The 23,703-nt window shown below is 72.9% G+C and carries 26 protein-coding genes; 19 read left to right on the top strand and 7 right to left on the bottom strand.

Translation table 11 applies throughout. The features are described from left to right. Positions 1-145 precede the first annotated feature (145 nt). The gene (locus MNY62_RS07880; protein ID WP_242343584.1) at positions 146-940 is read left to right on the top strand and encodes an SDR family NAD(P)-dependent oxidoreductase; all 795 of its coding nucleotides are present in this window, start codon (positions 146-148) and stop codon (positions 938-940) included. Next, entirely contained in the window at positions 937-1,749 is an 813-nt protein-coding gene (locus MNY62_RS07875) for a serine/threonine-protein kinase (RefSeq protein WP_242343583.1), read from the top strand. The genes MNY62_RS07880 and MNY62_RS07875 overlap by 4 nt, the downstream gene beginning before the upstream one ends. Positions 1,750-1,779: 30 nt before the next feature. Here the strand turns inward: MNY62_RS07875 and MNY62_RS07870 are convergent, their stop codons facing one another. The 3 genes from MNY62_RS07870 to MNY62_RS07860 are packed head-to-tail and all read right to left on the bottom strand — an operon-like array spanning position 1,780 to position 4,603. After that, positions 1,780-2,379: a metal-dependent hydrolase gene (locus MNY62_RS07870; protein ID WP_242343582.1), complete on the bottom strand. Its 600-nt coding sequence runs from the start codon at positions 2,377-2,379 to the stop codon at positions 1,780-1,782. A 2-nt stretch (positions 2,380-2,381) separates the two neighbouring features. Next, entirely contained in the window at positions 2,382-3,929 is a 1,548-nt protein-coding gene (locus MNY62_RS07865; RefSeq protein ID WP_242343581.1) for an alpha/beta hydrolase, read from the bottom strand. Positions 3,930-3,985: 56 nt separating this feature from the next. Beyond that, complete coding sequence (locus MNY62_RS07860; protein ID WP_242343580.1) at positions 3,986-4,603, bottom strand: methyltransferase family protein; 618 nt, start codon at positions 4,601-4,603, stop codon at positions 3,986-3,988. 532 nt (positions 4,604-5,135) lie between these two features. On the opposite strand from MNY62_RS07860, the gene MNY62_RS07855 reads away from it, so the two are divergent. The 14 genes from MNY62_RS07855 (at position 5,136) to MNY62_RS07790 (ending at position 17,201) form a co-directional block, all read left to right on the top strand. Continuing rightward, the gene (locus MNY62_RS07855) at positions 5,136-5,309 is read left to right on the top strand and encodes a Flp family type IVb pilin (protein WP_242343579.1); all 174 of its coding nucleotides are present in this window, start codon (positions 5,136-5,138) and stop codon (positions 5,307-5,309) included. Between the two features lie 51 nt (positions 5,310-5,360). Beyond that, positions 5,361-5,882 carry a prepilin peptidase gene (locus MNY62_RS07850; RefSeq protein ID WP_242343578.1) on the top strand — a complete coding sequence of 174 codons (522 nt, stop codon included), beginning with the start codon at positions 5,361-5,363 and terminating at the stop codon, positions 5,880-5,882. After that, the gene (locus tag MNY62_RS07845; RefSeq protein WP_242343577.1) at positions 5,879-6,265 is read left to right on the top strand and encodes a TadE/TadG family type IV pilus assembly protein; all 387 of its coding nucleotides are present in this window, start codon (positions 5,879-5,881) and stop codon (positions 6,263-6,265) included. The genes MNY62_RS07850 and MNY62_RS07845 overlap by 4 nt, the downstream gene beginning before the upstream one ends. Before the next feature lie 25 nt (positions 6,266-6,290). After that, complete coding sequence (gene cpaB, locus MNY62_RS07840) at positions 6,291-7,274, top strand: Flp pilus assembly protein CpaB (protein ID WP_242343576.1); 984 nt, start codon at positions 6,291-6,293, stop codon at positions 7,272-7,274. Beyond that, complete coding sequence (locus MNY62_RS07835; protein ID WP_242343575.1) at positions 7,271-8,743, top strand: type II and III secretion system protein family protein; 1,473 nt, start codon at positions 7,271-7,273, stop codon at positions 8,741-8,743. The genes cpaB and MNY62_RS07835 overlap by 4 nt, the downstream gene beginning before the upstream one ends. A gap of 11 nt (positions 8,744-8,754) precedes the next feature. After that, complete coding sequence (locus MNY62_RS07830) at positions 8,755-9,903, top strand: AAA family ATPase (protein WP_242343574.1); 1,149 nt, start codon at positions 8,755-8,757, stop codon at positions 9,901-9,903. After that, on the top strand, positions 9,890-11,242 hold the full coding sequence (locus tag MNY62_RS07825) for a CpaF family protein (protein WP_242343572.1): 1,353 nt from the start codon (positions 9,890-9,892) through the stop codon (positions 11,240-11,242). Before MNY62_RS07830 ends, MNY62_RS07825 begins: the two co-directional genes overlap by 14 nt. Beyond that, on the top strand, positions 11,242-12,204 hold the full coding sequence (locus MNY62_RS07820; protein ID WP_242343570.1) for a type II secretion system F family protein: 963 nt from the start codon (positions 11,242-11,244) through the stop codon (positions 12,202-12,204). Before MNY62_RS07825 ends, MNY62_RS07820 begins: the two co-directional genes overlap by 1 nt. A 3-nt stretch (positions 12,205-12,207) precedes the next feature. Next, positions 12,208-13,146, top strand: a complete 939-nt coding sequence (locus tag MNY62_RS07815; RefSeq protein ID WP_242343569.1) for a type II secretion system F family protein — start codon at positions 12,208-12,210, stop codon at positions 13,144-13,146. A gap of 5 nt (positions 13,147-13,151) precedes the next feature. Continuing rightward, positions 13,152-13,937 (top strand): tetratricopeptide repeat protein, encoded by a 786-nt coding sequence (locus MNY62_RS07810; protein WP_242343568.1) that lies wholly within the window; start codon positions 13,152-13,154, stop codon positions 13,935-13,937. Next, positions 13,934-14,251 (top strand): hypothetical protein, encoded by a 318-nt coding sequence (locus tag MNY62_RS07805; RefSeq protein ID WP_242343567.1) that lies wholly within the window; start codon positions 13,934-13,936, stop codon positions 14,249-14,251. Before MNY62_RS07810 ends, MNY62_RS07805 begins: the two co-directional genes overlap by 4 nt. Before the next feature lie 9 nt (positions 14,252-14,260). Continuing rightward, entirely contained in the window at positions 14,261-15,379 is a 1,119-nt protein-coding gene (locus MNY62_RS07800; RefSeq protein WP_242343566.1) for a TadG family pilus assembly protein, read from the top strand. 14 nt (positions 15,380-15,393) lie between these two features. Next, complete coding sequence (locus MNY62_RS07795; RefSeq protein WP_242343565.1) at positions 15,394-15,576, top strand: Flp family type IVb pilin; 183 nt, start codon at positions 15,394-15,396, stop codon at positions 15,574-15,576. 152 nt (positions 15,577-15,728) lie between these two features. Beyond that, the gene (locus MNY62_RS07790; RefSeq protein WP_242343564.1) at positions 15,729-17,201 is read left to right on the top strand and encodes a hypothetical protein; all 1,473 of its coding nucleotides are present in this window, start codon (positions 15,729-15,731) and stop codon (positions 17,199-17,201) included. 10 nt (positions 17,202-17,211) lie between these two features. On the opposite strand, the gene MNY62_RS07785 is transcribed toward MNY62_RS07790, so the two are convergent. Further along, a complete protein-coding gene (locus MNY62_RS07785; RefSeq protein WP_242343563.1) occupies positions 17,212-18,006 on the bottom strand; it encodes an alpha/beta fold hydrolase in 795 nt (264 codons plus the stop codon). 224 nt (positions 18,007-18,230) lie between these two features. On the opposite strand from MNY62_RS07785, the gene MNY62_RS07780 reads away from it, so the two are divergent. From MNY62_RS07780 to MNY62_RS07770, 3 genes are all read left to right on the top strand, one after another. After that, positions 18,231-19,700: a TldD/PmbA family protein gene (locus MNY62_RS07780; protein ID WP_242343562.1), complete on the top strand. Its 1,470-nt coding sequence runs from the start codon at positions 18,231-18,233 to the stop codon at positions 19,698-19,700. A gap of 158 nt (positions 19,701-19,858) precedes the next feature. After that, positions 19,859-21,181: a TldD/PmbA family protein gene (locus tag MNY62_RS07775; protein WP_242343561.1), complete on the top strand. Its 1,323-nt coding sequence runs from the start codon at positions 19,859-19,861 to the stop codon at positions 21,179-21,181. Positions 21,182-21,429: 248 nt separating this feature from the next. Further along, positions 21,430-21,825, top strand: coding sequence for a response regulator transcription factor (locus MNY62_RS07770; protein ID WP_242343559.1), 396 nt, complete (start codon positions 21,430-21,432; stop codon positions 21,823-21,825). Between the two features lie 22 nt (positions 21,826-21,847). Here the strand turns inward: MNY62_RS07770 and MNY62_RS07765 are convergent, their stop codons facing one another. From MNY62_RS07765 to purS, 3 genes are read right to left on the bottom strand one after another with little or no spacing between them, the layout of a single operon-like run. Next, positions 21,848-22,507: an alpha/beta hydrolase gene (locus MNY62_RS07765; protein ID WP_242343558.1), complete on the bottom strand. Its 660-nt coding sequence runs from the start codon at positions 22,505-22,507 to the stop codon at positions 21,848-21,850. Between the two features lie 59 nt (positions 22,508-22,566). Continuing rightward, a complete protein-coding gene (purQ, locus tag MNY62_RS07760; protein ID WP_242343557.1) occupies positions 22,567-23,223 on the bottom strand; it encodes a phosphoribosylformylglycinamidine synthase subunit PurQ in 657 nt (218 codons plus the stop codon). After that, complete coding sequence (gene purS / locus MNY62_RS07755; protein ID WP_242343556.1) at positions 23,223-23,468, bottom strand: phosphoribosylformylglycinamidine synthase subunit PurS; 246 nt, start codon at positions 23,466-23,468, stop codon at positions 23,223-23,225. The genes purQ and purS overlap by 1 nt, the downstream gene beginning before the upstream one ends. Between the last annotated feature and the right edge of the window lie 235 nt (positions 23,469-23,703).

Below are 23,703 nucleotides of genomic sequence, written 5' to 3'. Positions count from 1 at the left end.
TGGGCCCGCTCGTGCCGAGCCTGTCGAGGCACGAGCCGGCTCGACCGGCGTTCGCCCGCCCGGCGCGGCGTCCGCCGCGGGCGGCAGGAGAAATGCGGTCGCCCCCGCGCCTCCGCGCCCGATCGCCATTATCCTTGCCGCGCGCATGCCCCCGACCGATCCCCGCCCCACGCTGGCCGTCGTCACCGGCGCCTCCGCCGGCATCGGCGCCTCCCTCGCCCGCGACATCTCCCGCCGCGGCCGCCCGGTGCTCGCGGTCGCCCGCCGCATCGAGCGGCTCCAGTCGCTCGCCGCCGAGGCGCGCGCGCTCGGCCAGGCCGAGATCATCCCCTGCGCTGTCGATCTCGCCCGCGAGGGTGGGCCCGAGCAGGTCGCGGCCGCCGCGCGCGAGCACGGGGGCGCCGCCTGGCTCGTGAACAACGCCGGCTTCGGCGCCTACGGCCACTTCGAGCGGCTCGACCCGGCCCGGGTGCGCGAGATGATCCGGCTGAACTGCGAGACGCTCGTCCTCCTCTCGCACGCGCTCCTGCCCGACCTGCGCGCCGCCGGCGACGGCGTCCTCCTCAACGTCGCGTCCGCCGCGGCCTTCCAGGCGACGCCCTACATGAGCGTCTACGGCGCGACCAAGGCGTTCGTGCTGTCGTTCTCGGAGGGGCTCGCCGAGGAGCTGCGCGGCACGGGGGTATACGTGGGCGCCTACTGCCCGGGGCCCGTCTCGACCGAGTTCGGCGAGGTGGCCGGCACGGGGAGCCGCTTCGAGCGCGTGCCGGCCGTGCTCACCGCGGACGAGGCTGCGCGCGAGGCGCTCGCCCAGATCGACCGGCGCGCCGTCGTCCACGTGCCCACCGCCATGTACCGCTTCACCTCGACCGCCGTCCGCTTCATGCCGCGCGCGGTCGTCCGCCGTCTCGCCGCGCTCGCGCACCGGGAGGAGAAATGAGCCGCCGTTCCCCGAAGGATCGCGATCGCGACCGCGACGCCGCGCAGGGCGTCGCCCCCGCCTACGAGGGCGCCGAGGTGCTGACCGCGCTGCTCACCCGCGCGGGCTCGCGCCACAGCGCCGAGGAGGTCGCCGAGGCGTTCCGGCGCGCGCAGGCGGCGGGCGAGCCGCGCTCGTCGGTGATCCCGAGCGTCTTCTCCGGCGAGCCGCACTTCGCGACGCCCGACGAGGCGCGCCGGCTCTACGCCAACCTCTTCGGCCTGTGGGCGCGCGTCGCCGCGGGCGGCGGCCCCGAGGAGGAGTCGCCGCCGCCGGCGAACGTGGTCGCCGCGCAGGAGCCGCTGCCCGAGCTGCCCGACCGCGGCTCGCAGAGCGGCACCGAGCTCGCGCCCGAGCTCGTGGACGCCGTCTGGCGCCGCCTCGCCGCCCAGGCGCCGCGCGAGGTCCAGCGCCGGCGCGATCGCTTCATGAACGTGCAGCCCGACCTCGTCGCCTGGCTCGAGGCCGCGCCGCTCCCCGAGTCCGGCGCGGGCGCCGCGCAGGAGCTCGCCTTCGAGACCTGGGCGATGTTCGACCAGGCCTTCGGCGATCGCCTCGCCGCGGTGGACTTCAGCGAGCTGCGCACGCTCGAGCAGGAGCCCGCCGCGCTCGAGTCGTCCCAGCCGGCCCTCGCGTCCTACGTCTCGGAGCAGCTCGACCTGCTCGCGGACGAGGACCGGGAGTTCACGCCGGAGGCGCGGGCCCAGGTGGAGCGGACGCTCGCGACGGTGGCGGGGGCGCTGGAGGGGGCGGTGAGCGAGCTGTCGTAGGTACGCGCGTGCGCCGCTGGCGCGGCGTCCTCAGTTGTAGAGCGCGAGCGTCACCGCGAGGGTGGCGACGCTGAGCGTGGCCGCGAGCGCGCGCGTGCGCGCCCGGCCGCCGGGATTCGCGACGAGGAGCGCGGGCGCGAGGATGAGCGCCTCGAGCGTCGCCGCGACGGCGTTGAGCCTCCAGAACGCGAGCGAGCGGTACCCCTCGGCGGCCCGCGCGTAGTAGGCGATCGGGAGGAGCCGTATCGGCGCGAGGAACCCGCGGTCGTCGAACGGCGCGAACGGGCGGACTGGCGGACCGGCGCCCATGAGGAAGTCGAGCAGGAGGTGCGAGAGGCCTGCGAGCAGCAGCACCGCGAACAGGCGCGTTGCAGGCGCACGCGCGAGCGGACGCGCCGCGACGGTGAGCGCGCCGGCGGTCGCGACCGCGAAGAGGAGCCCGTGCGACACCCCACGGTGGGCGACGGCGCCCGGCCCGAGCACGGCGAGGAACAGCACGTCGAGGTCCGGGAGGAGCGCCGCCGCGACCGCGAGCGTCGTCACGATCACGGGCCGCTCGGAGCGCACCGTCCGGCGCGCGCAGGAGGCGATCGCGGCGGCGGCGAGGCTGTGTCCGACGAAGGTGGACATGGTCAGTACCGGACGAAGCCGACGGCGATCGCCCACGCCGTCGTCATGGCGGAGAACATGACGCCCACGGCCGGATTCCGCGATGCCCGGCCGAGGAGGGCACCGACGACGGCGCAGAACGCGCCGATCGTCAGGATGGAGAGGCCGAATCTCCCGGCGAGGGGTCCGAGGAGCGGCAGCGCCACGGCGATCGCTCCGTACAGCGCGGCCACGGCGCATGCCGCTCCGACGATCCGGCGCCAGCGCGCTCGAGCCCCGGGGCCGCCGCGAGGGTCGCTGGAGAGCCCCTGGACGAGCGCGAAGAACGGGAGCAGCGCGAGGGAGAGGAGGACCGCCGCGGCAGGTCGCTCCGGCGGGGCATCCGCGAGTGACACGTGGTAGAGCTCGCCGTCGAGTCCCAGCGCCGCCGCGCCGTAGTGGAGCGCGAACGCGCCGAGCGCCAGCGGGACGGCGCGCGCGAGCTGCGGGACGGTCGGGACCGGGGTGCGCCGCCAGATGACGAGGTGCGCGCCATTCGCGAGGAGCCCCGCGACCACGATGAGGGAGGCTATCTGGCCTCCTTCGAGGAGACGCAGGAAGGCGAGCGGTGGAGCGAAGCGTGCGATCGGGGCCGCGATCGCGACCGCGGCGACGCAGATCGCGGTGCGCGAGGCGAGCGTCGCGACGGCGTCGTCGGCAGGCGGCGCGGCCCGGGCGCACGTACGGGCGCTGGCAGCGAGGGTCGAGAGGACGCCTGCGCCGACGATCGCCAGGACCGCGAGCGCGAGCGCGACGTGGGGCGCCGCGTCCGGAGCAGACGTCCGCGCGAGCGCGCCGGCGATCCAGGTGAGCACCTCCGTCGAGACGGTGTCGCTGAGGAGCAAGGAGAGGTGGTTCTCGCCCGGGACGACGCGCCACGCGCGCGCGTCTCCGCGATCGGGAGCTCCGATCGCCTGTCCCGGCGCGACGATCGCGCCCGCCGTGGCGTCGCGCAGCATGTCGCGCGCGAACGCGGTGATGTACGGGTAGTCCCGCTCCGCCGTGAGGACGAGGAGGTTGCCGGTCGTCGGGGAGAGCCCGCCTGCGTAGCCGGGGCCGATCATGACGAGTCGGGTGTTCCCTCGCCGCTCGCCCGCGACTCGCGCCAGCACGTTCGCGCCGTACGAGTGCCCCACCAGGGCGAGCCCTTCACTCGCCACCCCGCGCGCCGCCGAGATGCTCTCCAGCGCCTCGCGCACCGCCGCCTCGGCGCGCTCCTCCGAGAACCGCTCGTGCGAGGCGCCATGCCCGGGGAGATCCACGGCGTAGACGTCGATCCCCGCCCCCGCGAGCCGCCGCGCGAGAGGCACCATCATCGACTTGTTGCACTGGAACCCGTGCACGAGGAGCGCCGCCGGCCTGCGGGGATCGGGTGCGCCGCGCGTGATCTCGAGGAGCGGGAGGCGCGACGGCGACTCCGTCCGGAGGTGGCGAACCCGGGTCTCGCCTCTCGCTGCCTGCCACAGCGCCGGCGCGAGGAGCGCCGCGATTGACGCGACGAGCACCGCGACGCGCAGCGCGGGGCGGGTCATCGTCGCGATGGTTCCCCCGCTGGACTGCGCCGCGGCCATCTTCGCTCCGCCAGGCGTCAGTAGACGAACGGGAGGAGCCGCCAGCGCGTCCGCGCCTTGTAGGCGACGTACTCGGGGTCGCGCGACAGGACGGCCTCCTCGCCGGAGATCCGGACGACCTGCGCCGCGAACGCCGCGAGCGCGATGCCGACGTTCCAGCCCGTGAAGTTGCTCGTGAGATACCCGGCGTGCGTCACGACGTAGGAGGCATACAGCGGGTGCCGCACGAGGCGGTACGCTCCGCCGGAGCGCACGCCGCGATTCGCTGGCAGGAGCCCCAGGCTCCGGTTGAGCGAGAGAACGCCGCTGACGCCCAGCGCGGTCCCTGCCGCCTGTACGACCTGCCCCACGAGCACGTCCTCGGCGCCCGGAGCGGGCCGCAGGAGCAGGGGCAGGAACGTACCGGCGAGCGTGCTCGCCCATGCGGTGAGCGAGGTCGAGCTCGCGGAGGCCTGGCGGCGAGCGACGAAGAACAGCGCGAACAGCGTCTCGAGCAGGACGAAGAGCAGGACGCTCGCGCGGGGCTGGCTCCGGAACTCCTGCAGGTGCGAGAACGCAAACGCGGTGTACAGGACGGCGAGCGAGAGGTTCGTGAAGGCGGTCGCGAGCCCCGACGAGGTGATCCGGTCGCGCATGCGGTCGGATGCTAGCACGGAGGCTTCCACTCTCGGTCCGGGCGCCCCGAGCGAGCCGACCTGGCGCCATCGGTGCGACGAGCTCGCTGTTTCGAGCGCCGAGAGGGGGCTTCACGTGACCTCTGGGGTTCGCTCGTCCTGGTCCCTGGCAGGAGAACGCGTGCTTTTTCGCCGCCAATCGAACCGTTGAGCACTCGCTTCGACCCGGTCGGTCATGCGTCTCGCACGAGTGTCCCGCGGACGCCCGACTTCCGGTGAAAAGCAATCGTCCGCAACTCGGCAAAGCGACCGAAAGCACGAGGGGGAAGCGGCCGGGCAGGACGACGAGACGCAGGTACCGAGAGGCAGCATTTTCGGTCCCCGTGACGGCGACCTGCAGGGGGTGGAACCCACGCGAAATTTCCCGGCGCCGAGGGCGCTCCGGGATCGCTCCGTGCGCCTGGCTGGGGGCGCGCGCGAGCACGGCAAGTCCAGCGGGTGCGGTGATCATGCGCGGCGGAATCCGCCCGCGCGACGTGAAAGGGGCAATCCCATGAAGCAGATGCTGATGAAGCTGTGGAACGACCAGGAGGCGCCGACCGCCGTCGAGTACGGGATCATGGTGGCGCTCATTGCGGTCGTCATCATCGTGGCCGTTCAGACGCTCGGTGGAACTCTGAACACCACGTTCACGACCGTGAACACCAAGATGACGCCGGCGGCGTAGCCGAATCTTCTCGGGCGCCGGCCGAGGGATGCCCCGGCCGGCGCGAGATCAATGACCTACCCCGCCTCGCTATTCGCGCTCCTGAGCGCACTGCTCGCGATCGCCGCCGCGTCGGACGTCGCGCGCCACCGGATCTCGAACGAGGTGGCGGTCGCCGTCGCCGTCGGGGGGATCTCTGCGCAGGCGGTGGTCCACGGGACGCTCGCTGCCGGGACGGGCCTCGCGGCTTCGGTCATCGTCGCGGCCGTGATCTGGCCCGCGTGGTCGCGCCGGATGATCGGCGGTGGCGACCTGAAGCTCGCCGCCGCCGCGGCGGCGTGGGTCGGCCTCGAGCGCGTCCCGACGTACCTCGTCTCGGCGGCGGTCGTGATGGGCGCGCTCGCGTGCATCGCCTACGCGAGGTCGTCGCTGCGCGCACGCTCCGAGATGCGCAGCAACGTCGTCGCGCTCGCGCTCGGCGCCAACGTCGCGGGCGTGCCTCTCACCGCGGAGCGGGGCCGCGTCGTCGTCCCCGCGGGGGCCGCGTTTGCGGTGAGCGCGCTGATCGCGCTCGTCATCGGAGGGACGCCGTGACCGCTTCGAGATCACGCAGCGAGCGCGCGAGCGGTGCCGCTGCGGTCGAGTTCGCGCTCGTGCTGCCGGTCCTGATGCTGCTCTGCCTGGGCGCGATCGAGTGGGGATTCCACTTCTTCCAGCGCGAGATCATCGTCAACGCCGCCCGCGAGGGGGCGCGCGCCGGCAGCATCGCCGACACCGACGCGGCCGGCGTCGCGGTGGCGCGGGCTCGCGAGTACCTGTCCGTCGCGGGCATCAACGCCGCCACCTGCACGATCGACATCCCCGAGGTGGTCACGTCCGTCCGGGTGGCGGTCGACTGTCAGGGCGGCTCGTTCACGCTTCTGTTCAACGACCTCATGCCGGCGCGGATCGTCGCGACGGCCGAGATGCGCCGCTGAGCGCGCGCAGCAGGGGGAATCGACGATGACGAGCTCGGGCGCTGGGGATCGGGCGAGCAGCACCCTGAAGCGGGCGGCGGAGCGAGGATCGCGCCGGACCGGCCTGCGCGCGGCGCTCTTCCTGGGGCTCGCGGCGATCGCTGCGATCGGAACGGCCTTCCTGTTCACGCGCTACCTCGAGGCGAAGGCCTCGGCGGCGCGGCTCCCGACCGCGAAGGTCGTCGTCGCGGCGGTGAACATGCCCTCGGCGACGGCGCTCCGGGCGGAGTCGCTCGCCGTCATCGACTGGCCCGCGGCGTCGACGCCCGAGGGCACCTCGTCCGACGCGGCCGCGCTCGTCGGGCGGGTCGTCACGTCGGCGGTCTCGAAGGGCGAGCCCATCCTGGAGAGTCGGCTCGCGGCGCCCGGCACGGCCGCCGGCCTCGCCGCGATCCTGCCCGCGGGCATGCGCGCCGTCGCGGTCCGGGTGGACGACGTCGTCGGGGTCGCCGGGTTCCTGCACCCCGGGGATGCAGTGGACGTGATCGTGACGATGAAGCCGTCGGACGCCTCCACTCAGCCGCCGATGTCCAAGATCGTCCTCCAGAACGTGCGCGTGCTCGCCGTCGGCAAGGAGGTCGAGCGCGCGGACCGCAACTTCGACAAGGCGATGCCCGCGACCGTCGCGACGCTGATGGTCGACGGCGAGCAGTCCGAGAAGCTCGCGCTCGCGGCCACGAAGGGCCAGATCCTGCTCAGCCTCCGGAGCGGCGCGGACGACGACATGCTCTCGACCCCGGGGATCACGCCGCCGGTCCTCCTCGCGGGCGGACGCGAGCCGGAGCGTCCCGCTGCGCCGGCGACGGCGACGCCCGCGCCGGGCCCCAAGGTCACGCCCGTGTCCTCGCGCCACCGCGCGCGCGCACCGGTCGTCGAGGTGAGGCCCGCCCCCGCCGAGAAGCAGACCGTCGAGATCCTCCGCGGCGACGTCTTCGAGCGCCGCGACTTCGAGAAGGAATCGCGCCAATGACCCCGCACCGCGCCCGCGCTCTCCTCGTCACGCTCCTCGTCGCCGCCGGGCCCGCGGCAGCGCAGGATCAGGCGCACGCGACGCCTGCGCTCCGCATCGATCGCGAGCTGGGCGCCGCCCGCGAGATGACGCTCGAGGCCGGGCAGAACCGGCTCCTCATCCTCTCGGAGCAGATCGGCCGCATCGCCGTCGCGAACCCCGACGTCGCGGACCTCAAGGTCGTGACGCCGAACCAGGTGCTGCTCACCGCGAAGGGTGTCGGGACGACCGACCTCACCCTCTGGAACCGCGACAACCAGCCGCTCGTGATCGCGCTCCAGGTGGGCCGCAACCTCGAGGCGCTGCGCAGTCAGGTGAAGCAGCTCTTCCCGGGCGAGAACGTGAACATCACCGCGAGCGGCGATCTCGTCGTGCTCTCGGGGCAGGTCACGGACGTCCGGCTGCCGGAGCGCGTGGCAGAGGTCGCGCGGCTGCAGGCGGAGAAGGTCGCGAACCTCATCCAGGTGTCGGGCGTGCAGCAGGTGCAGCTGCAGGTCCGCTTCGCGGAGGTCGCGCGGACCGGCCTCCGGGAGCTCGGGGTCAACTTCTTCCACAAGTCGGACGACTTCAAGAACGTCGCCGGGTTCTTCAGCAACCGCACGCTGCCGGGCGACTTCCTCAACACGAACCAGAACCCATCGATCCCGGGCACGGGCCCGCGTGGGCTCGCCGGAAACGGCTTCCCGCCGGACGTGCCGGCGGGGAGCTTCCAGAACGCGTTCTCGGTGTTCCTGTCGCACATGGGCGACTTCCCGTTCAGCGTCATGCTGAACCTGCTCGAGCAGAACAACCTCGCGAAGTCGCTCGCCGAGCCCACGCTGGTCGCGCTCTCGGGCCAGGACGCGCGCTTCCTCGCGGGCGGCGAGCTCCCGATCCCGATCGCGTCCTCGTTCGGACAGACCTCGGTCGAGTGGAAGCGGTTCGGCATCCAGCTCCAGTTCACGCCGACCGTGATCGGCGACGCGATCCACCTCTCGATGAAGACGGAGGTGAGCGACATCGATCCGAGCCTCGCCGTGACGATCGCGGGGACGAGCGTCCCCGGCCTGACGTCGCGCCAGAGCGAGACCAGCATCCGCCTCGCGGACGGGCAGAGCTTCGCGATCGCGGGGCTCGTCGCGGACCGGATCCGCTCCCAGGTGGCGAAGTTCCCGTTGCTCGGGTCCGTCCCGATCGTGGGGGCGCTGTTCCGGTCGCAGGCGTTCCAGCGCGATGAGAGCGAGCTCATTGTCGTCGTGACGGCGCACCTCGTGAAGCCCGTCGCGCCTCACGAGCTGCCGCCGCTCCCCACCGAGTACGAGATGAACGACCCGGGCGACCTGCAGTTCTACCTGCTCGGGAGCCAGGGGACGCGGGCCGAGCTCGCGGATCGCAAGCAGCCGCCGAGCGCCGGGCGCGGGCCCTCCGGGCAGAGCGGCTTCAGCCAGTGAAGGGAGCGACCATGGATCCGATCCCGTTCTACGTCACTGGGCTCGAGGCGAGCGCGCAGAGCACGCTGCTCTCGGCGCTGGACGACCTCCCCCTGCGGAACGTCAGCGACGCCGCGCGCGCGGTCGCCGAGCCCGGCAAGCCGGCCATCGCGGTGGTGGGCCTGAACGGCGACCCCGAGACGGCGTTCCGCTCGATCTCCGGGCTCGCGGCGGGCGGCGTGCGCGTCGCGGTGGTCGGCGAGTCGAAGGACCCGGACCTCATCCTGCGCGCGATGCGATCCGGCGCGCGCGAGTACGTCGTCGCGGGCGAGGCCGAGCGGCTCGAGGTGGCCGTCCGCGCGCTGGTGCGCCCCACGCAGACGGGGGCGACGAGCTCGGTGACGGCGTTCTTCCCGGCGAAGGGCGGCATGGGGGCGACGACGATCGCCGCGAACGCGGCCGCGGCGGTCGCGGCGAGCGGCGCGCGCGCGTGCCTCGTGGACCTCGAGCTGCAGCTCGGGGACGCCATGTCCCTGCTCGACCTTCAGAGCACCTACACCGTCTCCGACGTGCTCGCGAACCTGCGCCGGCTCGATCGCGACCTGCTCGACAGCTCGGTCGCGAGGCACCGCGCCGGGATGAGCGTGCTCGCGCAGGGCGACCGGCTCGACGAGGCCGACAAGATCGACGCGCCCGCGATCACGCAGCTCGTCGGGTTCCTGCGCCAGCACTACGGCAGCGTGCTCCTCGACGGGCTGCACGGCTTCGACGAGCGCTCGCTCGCCGCGCTCGACGCCTCCGACCGCGTGGTCGTGATCGTGACGCAGGAGGTCCCGGCGGTCCGGAACGCCCAGCGCACGGTCGAGATCTTCCGGAAGCTCGGCTACGACGACGCGAAGCTGCTCCTCGTCGTCAACCGCTACCAGGCGCGCTCGAACGTCACGCGCGAGGTGATCGCGGACACGGTCGGGCTGCCGGTCACCGCGACGGTCGCGAACGACTTCGCCCTGCTCGCGAAGGCCGTCGGGCGCGGCGCGACCCTCGCCGAGGTCGGCCCGCGCGCGCCGATCACGCGTGACGTCAAGGCAGTCGCGGCGTTGCTCGGACCCGACGGTCCGAAGCCCGACGCTCGCACGCCGTGGTGGCGGCGGCTGACGGGAGGCGCACGTGGGACTCGGTGAGCGGCTGCGCCAGCGCGCGAGCTCGGCCACCCCGGCCGCGGCGTCGGCGCTCGCGCCGGAGTCCGCGCCCGAGGTGTTCCACGACCTGAAGACCGAGCTGCATCGCCGCATCATCGACAAGCTCGACCTCCAGGCGTTCGAGCGGCTCCCGCCGGAGCGCCGCAGGGACGAGCTGCGGGCCGTGCTGTCCGGCGAGATCGGCCGGTCGGAGCTGCCGCTCAACCAACTCGAGCGCGAGCGCATGGTGGGGGAGCTCCTCGACGAGCTCACCGGCCTCGGGCCCCTCGAGCCGCTCCTCGCCGACTCGACCATCTCCGACATCCTCGTCAACACCTACTCGACCGTGTACGTCGAGCGGCGCGGCAAGCTCGAGCTGACGCAGGTCCGGTTCGGCTCGAACGGGCACCTGCAGCAGATCATCAACCGCATCGTGGCGCAGGTCGGCCGCCGGGTCGACGAGACGTCTCCGATGGTGGACGCGCGCCTCGCCGACGGCTCCCGCGTCAACGCCATCATCCCGCCGCTCGCGATCGACGGCCCCATCCTGTCGATCCGCCGCTTCGGCGTGTCGCCGCTCAAGATCCGCGACCTCGTGGCGAACAACGCGCTCACCCCGGAGGCGGTCGGCTTCCTGGGTGCCTGCGTGAAGGCGAAGCTGAACGTCCTCATCAGCGGCGGCACGGGCGCCGGCAAGACGACGCTCCTCAACGCGCTCTCGTCGTTCATCCCCGACTCCGAGCGCATCGTCACCATCGAGGACTCCGCCGAGCTCCAGCTCCAGCAGCGGCACGTGGTCCGGCTCGAGACGCGGCCCCCCAACATCGAGGGGAGGGGCGAGATCCTCGCCCGCGACCTCGTGAAGAACGCGCTCCGCATGCGCCCGGACCGCATCGTCGTCGGCGAGGTCCGCGGCGGCGAGGTGCTCGACATGCTGCAGGCGATGAACACGGGCCACGAGGGCTCGATGACGACCGTCCACGCGAACACGCCGCGCGACGCGCTCTCCCGCATCGAGGCCATGATCGGCATGAGCGGCGTGCCGCTCAGCGAGGGCGCGACCCGCGCGACGATCTCCCGCGCGCTCAACATCATCGCCCAGCTCAACCGCGGTACCGACGGCCGCCGCCGCATCATGTCGATCGCCGAGATCACCGGCACCGAGGGCGCCGCCATCACCATGCAGGAGATCTACCGGTTCGAGCAGAGCGGCGTGGACGCGACCGGCAAGGTCATCGGCGAGTTCATCCCGACCGGGATCCGTGCCCGCGCCATGACGCGGATCGCGCAGTTCGGCGTCGACCCCGCGGCGATCGCCGCGCACGTGCTGGAGGAGCGCTGATGCGCGAGCTCCTGTTCGCGGCCGTCGCGTTCGCCATCTTCGCGGCCGTCGAGGCGATCTACTACGGGCTCCAGTTCGTCGGCGACCGCCGCCGGGCCGAGCTCCGCCGCCGCCTCCGCGCCATCGGCAAGGAGGGCGCGCTCGACGCCGAGCTGCTGCGCCGCGGCCGCATCGCGCGCCAGGCCTGGGCGGAGGGGCTCATCGCGCCGATCCCGGGCGCGCGGTCGATCGAGCAGTTCCTCGAGCAGGCCGACTCGCGCTGGACGGTCGCGCAGCTCGTCGCGATCTCCGCGGGGGCCGCGGGGACCGGCGTGCTGCTCGGCCTCGTCCTGCGGCTCGGGGTGCCGGTCGCGTTGCTGCTGGGCGTCGTGGGCGCCGGCGCGCCGCTCCTGTCCGTGCTCTCCGCGCGCAGCCGCCGAAGCCGCAAGGTGTCCGAGCAGCTGCCCGAGGCGCTCGAGATGATGGCGCGCTCGTTGCGGGCCGGGCACGCGCTCACCTCGGCGTTCCAGGTCGTCGCCGGCGAGATGCCCGAGCCGGTCTGCATCGAGTTCGCGCGCTCGTACGACGAGCAGCGCCTGGGGCTCTCGCTCGAGCAGGCCGTCCTCCACATGGCGGAGCGCTGCCCTGGCAACTCGGACGTGAAGATCTTCGCCGTCTCGGCGGTGATCCAGCGGGAGACCGGCGGGAACCTGGCCGAGATCCTCGAGAAGATCGCGGACACCATCCGGCAGCGGTACCGCTTCTACGGCAAGCTGCGCGCGCTCACCGGGGAGGGCCGCGCCTCGGCATGGGTCCTCGGCGTCCTGCCGATCATCGTCGCGCTCGCGGTGTCGGTGATGAACCCGGGATACCTGCGCACGCTCGCCGAGAACCCGTCCGGACACTGGATCGTCGGCTACGCGATCGCGAGCTGGGCCGCGGGGATCGTGTGGTTGAGGAGCCTCACGCAGCTGGAGGTCTAGCGCATGCTGCTCGATCCGCTCACGCTCGCGATGGGATGCCTCGTCACCGTCGCAATCGGCTCGCTCGCCGCCGCGGCGCGGTCCTTCAGCTCGGACCGGGATCCCGCCGTGCGGCGGCTCCGCGCCGCGGCGCCGGACCCCCACGCCACGCCGGTCGCGGCGGTCGTCTCAGGCGAGCGTCTCGACAACGCCGCCGCGCGCCGGAGCTCCGCGACGAACGGCGACGACGCGGAGTCGCGCCTGCGGCGACAGCTCGTCTGGGCGGGGTTCCGCTCGATGCGTGCGCCCACGATCTTCGTCGCGACGAAGGCGATCCTGTCCTTCGGGCTGCTGCTCGGATTCCTGTTCGTGAACGCGACGCGCGCCGAGCCCTTCCCGTTCGCGCTCGGGATCGCCATCTGGCTCGGCGGCGCTGGCTTCTTCCTGCCGAACCTCTGGCTGTCCTCGCGCGTCGCGAACCGCCTGCGTCAGATCGACCGCGCCCTGCCCGATGCGCTCGATCTCCTCGTCACGTGCGTCGAGGCGGGCCTGGGCCTGGACGCGGCGCTGCAGCGAGTCTCCGCGGAGATCGCGCTCGCGTGGCGGCTCCTCTCGAGCGAGCTGCGGCTCACGTTCCTGGAGGTGAAGGCGGGCATCCCGCGCATGGACGGCTTCCGCCGGCTCGCGGCGCGCACCGGCTCCCCCGAGCTGCGGGCGCTGGCGGCGACCCTCACGCAGACCGAGCTCTTCGGCACGAGCATCGCCGCGGCGCTGCGCGTGCAGGCGGAGAGTATCCGCATCCGCCGCATGCAGCGCGCGGAGGAGCGGGCGGCCTACGTCGCGGTCAAGATGACGCTCCCGCTCGTGCTGTGCATCCTGCCCGCGCTGTTCGCCATCATCATCGGCCCCGCCGCAGTGAACATCTCGAAGACCCTGCTGCCCATGCTCGGGGGGACGCGATGAGCCGGATGAGCTCCCTGGCGTTGCTCTCCGCGGTCGTCCTCCTGGCGGCGTGTGCGACGGCGCGACACGCCGGAACGGGCGGCGTCTCCGGCGTCCGGCTCGCCGTCGCGCGCGACCTCGTCGACCGCCACCAGTACGGCGATGCGCTCGCCGCGATCCAGGCGATCCACGACAGCGACGGGCGCTCCGCGCCCACCCTGACGCTCCGGTCCCGCGCGTACCGCGGGCAGGGCCTCACGGACGACGCCGAGAACGACCTCCGCGAGGCGCTGCGCCTCGACCGCAACTACGCCCCGGCGCACGCCGCGCTCGCGATCGTGCACGACGAGGCGAAGCGCTGGGCGGACGGCGAGAAGCACCACCGGCGCTCGACGGAGCTCGACCCGCTGAACGCGTCGTACCTGAACGACTGGGGCTGGGCCCTCTACCGGCAGGGCCGCACCCAGGACGCGCTCACACGCCTGCAGCAGGCGCTGCGGCTCGACCCGCTGCCGGCGCGCTATCACAACAACCTCGGCTTCGCGTACGCGCGCGCCGGGGACTTCACGCGCGCGGCGCAGCAGTTCGGCGTCGGTGGCCCGCCCGCCGAGGCGAAGAACAACCTCGGCTACGCGTACGAGCTCGCCGGCAACCTGCCGCAGGCCTTCGAGGCGTACTCGGACGCGGTGCGGCTCGCGCCGGGGCTCGCGCGAGCTCGCGCAAATCTGGAAGAGGTCGCCCGCAAGCTCAACCGCGCGGTTCCGTCGGAGCCGGCGCGGCCGGAGAAGGTGCCCTCGGGGAGGCTGCAATGAAGACGGTCGTCGTGGCGGCGCTGGTCGTGCTCGCCGCCGGATGCGCGAGGGAGCACCTGACGGAGACGCATGGCCGCGCCATGCGCGAGATCATGACGGCGCAGCGCGCGAACCCCGCCGCTCCGCGCGGGCCCGCACCGGCCGCGCTCGACGGGCTCGACTCGCAGGAGGCGACCATCATCGCCGAGACGTACCGGAAGAGCCTCGCTCCGAAGGGCGAGCGGGTCGAGGAGCCGCCGGTCCTGCTCCTCTCGCCGCAAGCGAACCGGGATCGGCAGCGGCCGCTTGCGCCGTCGGTGCCGCCTGCGAGGTAGGAGGACGAGATGCGCGCCCAGGGCGGGAGACGTGAGCGAGGGGCGGTCGCGGTCATCGTCGCGATCATGCTGCTCGTGCTCGGCGGGTTCATGGCGCTGTCGCTCAACGTCGGGCACCTGATGTCGGTACGAGGCGAGCTGCAGAACGCGAGCGACTCAGGCGCGCTCGCGGGTGCGTGGGACCTGAACGGCACCGCCGACGGCATCGCGAAGGCGCGGGTCGCTGCGCTCGACTATGCGGGAAGGCACGCGACGGACTTCGAGCCGATCAAGAACTCGGACACGATCGTCGAGTTCGGCTACTGGAGCGTCAACTCGAAGAAGTTCTTCCCGATCTCCGACCCGACCTCGACGCCGGAGCTCCTCAACGCGACGAACGCCGTGCACGTCACTACGACGCGAGCCGGGAGCAACGCGGCTCCGGTCTTCTTCCCGGTGTTCCTCGGCGACAAGAACACCGCCGACGTGGGGGCAGACGCGATCGCCGTGCGCGGAGGCCCGTGCGTCGAGCAGTGCGGCCTTCCGCTCGCGTTCGCCAAGTGCCAGATCCTGAACCAGACCGGCGGCCTCAAGACCTGCGAGGAAGGTCTGCCGCTCTACTTCCACAGCGACTCGGCCGACAACATCGGGTTCACGGTGATGAACCAGTATCCGGACGTCAGCACGAGCTACATCCGGATGATGCTGGATGGCTTCAAGACCGATCCGCCGACGTGCGGGTCGCCGGTGTTCGCGGACCCCAACGTCCTCGTCGAGGTCGCGAACGGCTCGAACCTGAACCCGACGATCGACGACTTCGCGTACCTCGTCGGGAAGGGGCCGTACCCGGTTCCCATCATGGAGCTTCCGTGCGAGGCCCCACCCCCCTCCGGCACGTGCACGACGACGGGGGGCACGGACTCGAAGTTCGTGAAGGCTGCGCCGCTCGTCGGGTTCGCGAGCGTTACGGTCGCCTACGCGGGACTCGTGAGGGACTTCCCCACGGATCAGCCGCTGCCGCCGGGCTCCGAGTGCTGGAGCAAGAACTCGAAGGTGCTCGTGCTGACGCTCCACTGCGACGTTCCGACGAAGGCGACGGCCGGCTGCGAGTTCTTCGGGCTGCTCCCGCCGCCGAAGCTGGTCAAGTGATCGGGAGGCGCTCGATGGTCCCCGCCGAATGCCGCGCAGTGCTTCGCGCATTGTGGAACGACGAGACTGCCCCGACCGCTGCCGAGTACGCGATCATGCTCGCGGGGATCGCGGTTGCCATCTTCGCGACGGTCGTCAGTTTCGGTGAGGCGGTCAACGGCCTGTTCGCGAACGTCGTCGCGAAGTGGCCGCCGTGACGAGCCTGGCGGCTCTACGAGCGAGCCTCCGCCGCGTCCGGGCCCGCGGGGCCCTCGTCGGCTCCGGGTCGAGAGGCGCGCCGTCGCTGGGAGCCGAACGCGGGGGAGCCGGGCGGGGGGAGCCGGAGCGCCGGAGGGCGAGCGCCGGCCTCGTGTTCGCGCTGACCTTCGCGGCCGTCGCGCTCGCCGGAAGCTCGAGGCTCCTGCAGGACCCTGGGACGCTCTGGCACACCCTCGCGGGAGAGCGGATCTTCGCGCACGGCTTTCCGCGGGAGGACTGGCTCAGCTTCACGTTCGGCGGCCGGCCCTGGATCGCGCACCAGTGGCTCGGGGAATGTCTCATGGCCGCGCTCCACCGGCTGGGCGGGCTCGACGCGCTCGTCGTCGCGACCGCCGGCGGGATCGCGCTCCTCCTCGCCTGGATCCATGCCCGCCTCGTCGCCGCGGGCGTGAGCGCCCTCTGGGCGCTGCTCGTCGTGGCGCTCACCGTCGTGGCGAGCGCGCACCACTTCCACGTCCGGCCGCACATGCTGTCGATGTTCGCGTTCGCGTGGCTGTACGCGCGGCTCGCCGACGTGGACGCCGGACGCCGCGGGCTCATCGCGCTCTGGCCGGTTCCGATCGTGTTCCTCGCGTGGGTGAACGCGCACGGCGCGGTCGTGGGTGGGCTCGCGACGCTCGCGCTGTTCGCCCTGGCGTGGCTCGGTACGTGGGTGGCGGGAGCGCGGTCTCCGATCCGGAGCCGGCGGGAGGCGGTCGGGGTGTGCGCGCTCGCCGTGGCGAGCGTGGCCACGATCCCCGTCACTCCCTACGGCCTCGACACGGCGCGCGCCTGGTTCGCGATCCTCGCCTCGCCCGGACTCCCCCGCTTCATCGTGGAGCACGCGTCGCTGGCGCGGACCGGATCGTGGCAGGTGATCGCGCTCGTGGCCCTCTACGCGGCGGCGCTCGCGGGGGCGTCGCGCACCGCGCTGCGGGCCTCGACGCTCGTACCGCTCGTCTGGCTCGTCCTCGCGTTCGATCGCATCCGCCACGCGCCCTTCTTCGCGATCGCTGCGGCCCTCGCGCTCGCGGAGCTCCTCCCCTCGGCTCGCTGGGCGGACGCCCTCGCGCGCCGTGGCTTCCGGGTGCGCAGCGCTCCGCGTACGCCGCCGGGGCCGCGCTTCGCCTTGGTCGGCGTCGGCGGCATCGCGGCCGCGGTCGCGGCGGTCGCGATCGTCGCGGCCGCATCGGGTCGGTCGCCGCTCCTCGCGCGCCTCGACGAGCGCCGCTGGCCCGTCGACCTCGTCCCGGCGCTCGTCGAGGCCGAGCGGGAGGCGCCGGCCGGCGCGCCCATCCTGAACGACATGCCGTTCGGCGCGTTCGTCGCGTACGAAGCTCCCGGGCTACGCGTCTTCGTGGACGACCGCTGGGAGCTCTACGGCGACGAGTTCATGCTCGGCTACGTCCGCGCGGACGCCGCGTGGCTCGATGGCTGGGTGACCCGCTCCGGCGTGAGCCTCGCGCTCGTGCAGAACGGCTCGCTCCTCCAGCGCTACCTCGAGCGCGACGGCCGCTGGACGGTCGCGGCGACGAGCGCGGCGGGATCGCTCTACCGCCGTAGCGCGCTGGCACGCGCGAGGTGACGGCTCGTGCCTACGCCGGCAACGCGTCCAGGAACTTCTGCAGCGCCGCGTTGAACCCCTCGGTCGCCTCCAGGTTCGCGAGGTGCCCCGCCTTCTTCACCTTGACGAGCTTCGCGCCCTTCACCGCCTTGGCCATCTTCTCGGACTCGGCGGGCGGCGTGAGCGAATCCTGCTCGCCCACGATGACGAGGGTCGGGCAGGTGATCTTCGCGAGCGTCGGGGTCGAGTCCGGCCGCTGGGCCATCCCGCGCTGCGCGGCGGCGACGCCGGCGGGCGTGCCGCGGCGGATGAGGTCGCGCACCTCCTTCACGACCGCCGGGTCGGGGTCGGGGCGGAGGAGCTTCGGGATCATCTCGTCCGCCACCCACTCGAGGCCCTTCTCGAGCGCGGTCTTGGCGAACTTCTCTCGCGTGGCCTTCGCCTCGTCCGTGTCGGCCGTCGCCTTCGTGTCGCAGAGCGCGAGCCCGCGGAAGAACCCGGGCATCTGGCGGTACAGCTCGAGCGACAGGTAGCCGCCCATCGAAAGCCCGGCCACCGCCGCGCGCTCGACGCGCACGTGCGCGAGCAGCGCCCGCACGTCCTCGGCGAGGACCTGCATCGTGGACGCCTCGCCGCGCGGCGTGGACTGGCCCAGGCCGCGGTAGTCCGGCGCGATGACGCGCCAGCGCCCCTCGAGCGCCGCGATCTGCCGCTGCCACATGCCGGAGTGGAGCGGGAACGCGTGCAGGAGGAGCAGCACGTCCTTGTTGCCGGTGCCGGCGTCGCGGTAGTGGAGCTCTGTGCCGTTCACGTGAGCGGTGGGCATGACGATTGGTTTATCCCTTTTCGGCCGGGTTGCCTCGGATCCCTGGGGGGCCGGGCTGCGGCTGCTCCGTCCCTCGGGCTTCGACAGGCCCAGCCCGAGCGGGAGGGGAGGGGCCGCGCATCCTCGGCCCGCGGGGAGACGCGGATGACGCCGAGCGGCCAAGTTCGGCCGGGACGGTTATGAATGTAGCCGCCGTCGCGACCTTCGACGGAGCAAGGAACGGGATGAACCAGGATACGGCTGCTCGTCCGGCCACCCAGGCGGGGACGAGCGAGGGCATCGGCTACTTCGCGCGCTTCGGCGTGACCGAGCGGATGATCGCGCAGACGCTCGCGACCGCGCTCGCGCGGGGCGGCGAGCACGCGGACGTCTTCTTCCAGCACCGCGTGGGGTCCGACCTCGGCCTCGAGGACGGCGCGGTGAACCGCGCCTACGCGACGGTCGAGCTGGGCGTCGGCGTGCGCGTCGTGAAGGGCGACCAGACGGGCTACGGCTACACGGAGGACCTCTCCCTGCCGGCGCTCCTCGAGTGCGCCCGCACCGCGGCGGCGATCGCGGACGGCCCCTCGCGGCCCATCCCGGAGCGGCTCCACGTCCGGGCCGGCCTGCCCGATCGCTACCCGCTCATCCGTCCCTGGGAGGAGATCCGGCCCCAGGAGAAGCTGCCGCTCCTGGCGGGCCTCAACGAGCGCGCGTTCGCGGCGGACGAGCGCATCAAGAAGGTGAACCTCTTCCTGCGCGACGAGTCGGGCGCGATCCTCATCGCCGACTCCTCCGGCCGCATCGTCGAGGACCGTCAGCCGATGACGCTCCTCTACCTCTCCGTGCTCGCCGAGGCGAACGGCCGCCGCGAGCAGAATGGCTACAACGTCGCCGGCCGCGCGGGCTTCGACTTCTACTCGCCGGAGCGGCTCGACCGCGTGGTGCGCGAGGCGGTCGCCCGCACCACCATCCTGTTCGACGCGGTGACGCCACCCGCCGGCGAGATGCCGGTGGTCCTCGCCGCCGGCTCGTCCGGCATCCTCCTCCACGAGGCGATCGGCCACGGCATGGAGGCCGACTTCAACCGCAAGGGCGTGTCGATCTACGCCGACAAGATCGGCAAGCGGATCGCCCAGCCGTTCGTGCAGATCGTCGACGACGCCGCGAACGCAGGGGCGCGCGGCGCGATCAACGTGGACGACGAGGGCAACGACGCCGGCACGACGCACCTCGTGCAGGACGGCGTGCTCACGACCTACCTGCACGACGCGATCTCCGCGCGCCACTTCGGCGTCCGGCCCACCGGCAACGGCCGGCGCGAGAGCTACCGCCACGCGCCGCTGCCGCGCATGCGCTCCACCTACATGCTGCCCGGTCCGCACCGCACGGAGGAGATCATCCGCTCGGTGAAGAAGGGCATCTACTGCATGAACTTCTCGAACGGCCAGGTGAACATCGGCGCGGGCGACTTCACGTTCTACGTGAAGAACGGCTACCTCATCGAGGACGGCAAGCTCACGCGGCCGGTGAAGGACGTGAACATCATCGGCAACGGCCCGCAGGCGCTCGAGCGCGTCGACATGGTCTCGGACGACCTCGCCATCGACGAGGGCGGCTGGACCTGCGGCAAGGACGGGCAGAGCGTGCCCGTCTCCCAGGGCCTCCCCACCGTGCGCGTCTCCTCCATGACCGTCGGCGGCCGCGGCTCATGACCCTCTCCTCCATGGCCGTCGGCGGCCGCGGCTCATGACCCTCTCCCCGCTCGTGGTTCCCCCGAGCCTGTCGAGGGGTCACCACGAGCGGCCCATCGCTGCACTGCTCCGCTCGCCCTGAGCCCGTCGAAGGGCGAGCCGAAGGAACGGTCCCTCCCATGTCCGACCTCCTGGAGATCACCCGCCGCGCCGCCGCGCTCGCGCGCGAGAAGGGCGCGACCGACGCGTCCGCCGGTTCCTACCGCGCCCGCCACGTCGAGGTCGCCTGGCGCGACGGCAAGGTGGAGAAGGTGTCCGAGGCGACGACGCGCGGCCTCGGCCTCGACCTCTACGTCGACGGCCGCTACGCCGCGGTCTCCACGAGCGACCTGCGCCCCGACGCGCTCGACCGCTTCGTCGAGGACGCCGTCGCCCTCGCCCGCACGCTCGCGCCCGATCCGCACCGGCGGCTCCCCGACCCCGAGCTCTACCGCGGCCAGGCGAAGGTCGATCTGGAGCTCGACGATCCCGACTACTCCAAGGTCGACGCCACCCGGCGCCGCGCCGAGGCGGAGGCGATCGAGACCGCGGCGCGCGCCGTGCCCGGCGCGAGCGCGATCCTGTCCGTCACGACGAGCGTCTCCGACACGCGCTCCGAGAGCGCGCTCGTGCAGACGAACGGCTTCGAGGGCGAGCGGCAGGGGACCGACTTCTGGATCGGCGCGGAGGTGGCGGTCCAGGATCCCGACGGCCGGAGGCCGGAGGAGTACGCGGCGTCGGGCGGCCGGTTCCGCAGCGCGATGGAGGCGCCCGAGGCGATCGGCCGCCGGGCCGCCGAGCGGGCCATCGCCCGCATCGGGACCCGCAAGGGCGAGTCGGCGGTGCTGACGATGGCGCTCGACAACCGCGCCTCCGGCAGGATGGTCGGCATGCTGTTCGGCCCGCTCGCCGCGGCAGCCATCCAGCAGAAGCGCTCGTTCCTGGAGGGCAAGCTCGGCGTGCAGGTCGGCAGCGCGCGCCTCCACGTGAAGGACGATCCGCTCGTGCCGCGCGGGCTCGGCTCGCGTCTCTACGACGGCGAGGGCATCGCCGCCCGCCCGTTCCCGGTCTTCGAGCAGGGCGTGCTGAAGAGCTACTACGTCGACACCTACTACGGCCGGAAGCTCGGCATCCCGCCCACCACCTCGCGCAGCTCGAACCTCGCCTGGGCGCTGGGCGGAAGGTCGCAGGCCCAGCTCCTCGCCGACCTCGGCGAGGGCGTGCTCGTCACGGGCTTCCTGGGCGGAAACTCGAACGGTACGACCGGGGACTTCTCGCTCGGCGTGCGCGGCTTCCGCGTGCGCGGCGGCCGGCTCGCCGAGCCGGTGGGGGAGATGAACGTGTCGGGCAACCACCTCGAGCTCTGGAACCGGCTCACCGCGGTGGGCAACGACCCGTACCCCTACTCGGCAATGCGGACGCCGACGCTCGTCTTCGAAGGGGTCCAGTTCGCCGGTACGTGAAGCACGTACGGGGAGTCCGCGGCACGGGGCCGGACCCGGAGTCGAGGGACTGGCGTACGGACAGAGCGTGTACGTCCCCGGCTCGCGTCCGATCGGCCGCGCCGCCGGAGAGCCCGCGCAAGGCGCGCGCTCGGCCGGTCCCTGTCGAGGACAGCCGCCGGACTTCCATCAGCCGTTTGGGGCGTACCCGACCCTCCGCGCGCCGCCGATTTGCCTCTCGTTCCAACCGTCCGTAATTCTTATCCAGAATGGTCTCCGTACTTGTGGTGGACGACGAGAGCGACATCCGAGAGGCCGTGGCCGAGGTCCTGGCGGACGAGGGCTATGTGGTGCACGGCGCCGGCGACGGCGCCGAGGCGCTGCGCAAGGCGCGCGCCGTGCACCCGAACATCGTCCTGCTCGACCTCATGATGCCGGGCATGAACGGCTGGGAGTTCCGCGCCGCGCAGAAGGGCGATCCGGAGCTCTCCGACATCCCCGTGGTCGTGCTCTCCGCGCTCGGCCGGGTGGCCGGCATGGACGCGGCGGGCTTCATCCAGAAGCCCTTCGATCTCGAGGAGCTGCTCGACGCGGTCCGCGAGTATGCCGACGGTCACGCCGGCGGCAACGGCGGGCGGATCGACTCGCCCCACGCGCCGATGTAGCCGCCCACGACGCACCGCGCGGTCAGCGCTGCCCGTCCCCCAGCAACCAGGCGATCGCCGTCTCGGCCTCGCGCTGCAGCGCCGCCAGATCCTCGGTGAAGAGGTGCGAGGCGTTCGGCACCACCGCGATCAGGCGCGGGCCGCGCGAGCCGGCGAGCGCGAGCCGCACCTCGTCGGGCGTGCCGAACTCGTCGTTCGCCGCCTGCACGACGGCGATCGGCTTCTCCACCGCGGTCACCTGCGCCGTGTCGCGGACGAGGTCGAGATCGGCGGAGCGGAGGGCGAGGCCGGCGAGGAGCAGGCCGCGGACGCCGGGGTCGTCACCGCCCGCGAGCACCGCCATCCACGCGCCGAAGGAGAAGCCGGCCGCGAGGCGGGGGAGCTCCGGGCGCTCGCGCGCGAGCCAGGCGAGCGCGGCGCGCGCGTCGTCCGCCTCGCCCCGGCCGCCGTCGTAGACGCCGGCGCTGCGACCCACGCCGCGGAAGTCGAAGCGGAGCGCGACGCCGCCCGCGGCACGGACCGCCTTCGCGAGCCGGTGGGCGGCGTGCGTGTGCATCGTGCCGCCGAAGCGCGGGTGAGGGTGGCAGACCATCGCGGCGAAGCGCGGCGCGCCGACGTCGCCGAGGGGCTCCTCGACGAGCGCATCCAGCCGACCCGCGGGTCCTTGGATGTCGACCTGCACTCGCGACGCCTCCGAGGGGCTCGTCGCGCGGCCGGCCCGGGAGCCGGCCCGCCGCGCGGTCAGGAGAGCAGCGACTCGAACAGCCGCCGTCCGTCGTCGCGCCCGAGGATCGGCTCGGCGGCGCGCTCCGGGTGCGGCATGAGCCCGACGACGTTGCGGCGCGGGCCGCCGCAGATGCCGGCGATGTCTCGCGCGGCGCCGTTCGGCGCTCCGCCCACGTAGCGGAACACGACGCTGCCCTCGCCCTCGAGCCGGTCGAGCGTCTCCGGGTCCGCGAAGTAGTTCCCCTCCGCGTGCGCCACCGGCATCGTGAGCGTCCTGCCCGCGAGCCCGCGGGTGAGCGGCGTCTCGCCGCCCTCGACGCGGAGCGTGACGTCGCGGCAGATGAACTTGAGCGACGCGTTCCGCATGAGGACGCCGGGGAGGAGCCCCGACTCGCAGAGGATCTGGAAGCCGTTGCAGATGCCGAGGACGGGCCGGCCCTGCTTCGCGAACTCGACCACGTCCTCCATCACCGGCGAGAAGCGCGCGAGCGCCCCGCAGCGGAGGTAGTCGCCGTAGCTGAAGCCGCCGGGGAGGATCACGGCGTCGAGCCCGGCGGGGAGCCGGTCCTTGTGCCAGACGTACTCGGCCGGCGCGCCGCAGACGTGCTTCACCACGTGGTAGACGTCGTGGTCGCAGTTCGAGCCGGGGAAGGTGACGATTCCGACTTTCATCACAGCTCGATCCGGTAGTCCTCGATGACCGTGTTCGCGAGGAGCTTCCTGCACATCTCCTCGAGCCGCTTGCGCTCCTCCGCCTCCGGCGCCTGCTCGTCGATCGTGACCTCGATGTACTTCCCGAGGCGGACGTCGGAGACCTCGCCGTAGCCCATCGCGTGGAGCGCCCGGTTCACCGCCGAGCCCTGCGGGTCGAGCACCCCCCGCTTGAGCGTGACGTACACCCGCGCCTTCTTCGCCATGCGCGGCTTTATAACAGATCCGCCCCCGCCGCGATCCCGCCCTTTTGCTAGGGTCCCGGCGCGAAATGCACCCCGACGCCGCCATCCGCCAGTTCGTCGTCCTCGCCGGCGCGGCCGCTGCGCTCCTCGCGGTCCGCGCCGTCGTGGCGGCGCTCGAGGCGGCGCTGGTCGCCGTCGGCACGCCGCGCGCCCGGGAGCTCGCCGCAGCCCCGGCCGCCGGCCGGCGCGCGCGGGC

This window comes from Anaeromyxobacter terrae (assembly GCF_022690685.1).
Lineage (GTDB): Bacteria > Myxococcota > Myxococcia > Myxococcales > Anaeromyxobacteraceae > Anaeromyxobacter > Anaeromyxobacter terrae.
Note: the sequence above shows the minus strand (reverse complement) of the source record. Positions and strands in the feature narration are given on the sequence as shown.

What these genes read in the sequence shown, in the direction of transcription:
- MNY62_RS07880 (WP_242343584.1), top strand. Translation starts at nt 146, where the DNA reads ATGCCCCCGACCGATCCCCGCCCCACGCTGGCCGTCGTCACCGGCGCC.
- MNY62_RS07875 (WP_242343583.1), top strand. Translation starts at nt 937, where the DNA reads ATGAGCCGCCGTTCCCCGAAGGATCGCGATCGCGACCGCGACGCCGCG.
- MNY62_RS07870 (WP_242343582.1), bottom strand. Translation starts at nt 2,379, where the DNA reads ATGTCCACCTTCGTCGGACACAGCCTCGCCGCCGCCGCGATCGCCTCC.
- MNY62_RS07865 (WP_242343581.1), bottom strand. Translation starts at nt 3,929, where the DNA reads ATGACCCGCCCCGCGCTGCGCGTCGCGGTGCTCGTCGCGTCAATCGCG.
- MNY62_RS07860 (WP_242343580.1), bottom strand. Translation starts at nt 4,603, where the DNA reads ATGCGCGACCGGATCACCTCGTCGGGGCTCGCGACCGCCTTCACGAAC.
- MNY62_RS07855 (WP_242343579.1), top strand. Translation starts at nt 5,136, where the DNA reads ATGAAGCAGATGCTGATGAAGCTGTGGAACGACCAGGAGGCGCCGACC.
- MNY62_RS07850 (WP_242343578.1), top strand. Translation starts at nt 5,361, where the DNA reads ATGACCTACCCCGCCTCGCTATTCGCGCTCCTGAGCGCACTGCTCGCG.
- cpaB (WP_242343576.1), top strand. Translation starts at nt 6,291, where the DNA reads ATGACGAGCTCGGGCGCTGGGGATCGGGCGAGCAGCACCCTGAAGCGG.
- MNY62_RS07835 (WP_242343575.1), top strand. Translation starts at nt 7,271, where the DNA reads ATGACCCCGCACCGCGCCCGCGCTCTCCTCGTCACGCTCCTCGTCGCC.
- MNY62_RS07830 (WP_242343574.1), top strand. Translation starts at nt 8,755, where the DNA reads ATGGATCCGATCCCGTTCTACGTCACTGGGCTCGAGGCGAGCGCGCAG.
- MNY62_RS07820 (WP_242343570.1), top strand. Translation starts at nt 11,242, where the DNA reads ATGCGCGAGCTCCTGTTCGCGGCCGTCGCGTTCGCCATCTTCGCGGCC.
- MNY62_RS07815 (WP_242343569.1), top strand. Translation starts at nt 12,208, where the DNA reads ATGCTGCTCGATCCGCTCACGCTCGCGATGGGATGCCTCGTCACCGTC.
- MNY62_RS07810 (WP_242343568.1), top strand. Translation starts at nt 13,152, where the DNA reads ATGAGCTCCCTGGCGTTGCTCTCCGCGGTCGTCCTCCTGGCGGCGTGT.
- MNY62_RS07805 (WP_242343567.1), top strand. Translation starts at nt 13,934, where the DNA reads ATGAAGACGGTCGTCGTGGCGGCGCTGGTCGTGCTCGCCGCCGGATGC.
- MNY62_RS07800 (WP_242343566.1), top strand. Translation starts at nt 14,261, where the DNA reads ATGCGCGCCCAGGGCGGGAGACGTGAGCGAGGGGCGGTCGCGGTCATC.
- MNY62_RS07795 (WP_242343565.1), top strand. Translation starts at nt 15,394, where the DNA reads ATGGTCCCCGCCGAATGCCGCGCAGTGCTTCGCGCATTGTGGAACGAC.
- MNY62_RS07785 (WP_242343563.1), bottom strand. Translation starts at nt 18,006, where the DNA reads ATGCCCACCGCTCACGTGAACGGCACAGAGCTCCACTACCGCGACGCC.
- MNY62_RS07780 (WP_242343562.1), top strand. Translation starts at nt 18,231, where the DNA reads ATGAACCAGGATACGGCTGCTCGTCCGGCCACCCAGGCGGGGACGAGC.
- MNY62_RS07775 (WP_242343561.1), top strand. Translation starts at nt 19,859, where the DNA reads ATGTCCGACCTCCTGGAGATCACCCGCCGCGCCGCCGCGCTCGCGCGC.
- MNY62_RS07770 (WP_242343559.1), top strand. Translation starts at nt 21,430, where the DNA reads ATGGTCTCCGTACTTGTGGTGGACGACGAGAGCGACATCCGAGAGGCC.
- purQ (WP_242343557.1), bottom strand. Translation starts at nt 23,223, where the DNA reads ATGAAAGTCGGAATCGTCACCTTCCCCGGCTCGAACTGCGACCACGAC.
- purS (WP_242343556.1), bottom strand. Translation starts at nt 23,468, where the DNA reads ATGGCGAAGAAGGCGCGGGTGTACGTCACGCTCAAGCGGGGGGTGCTC.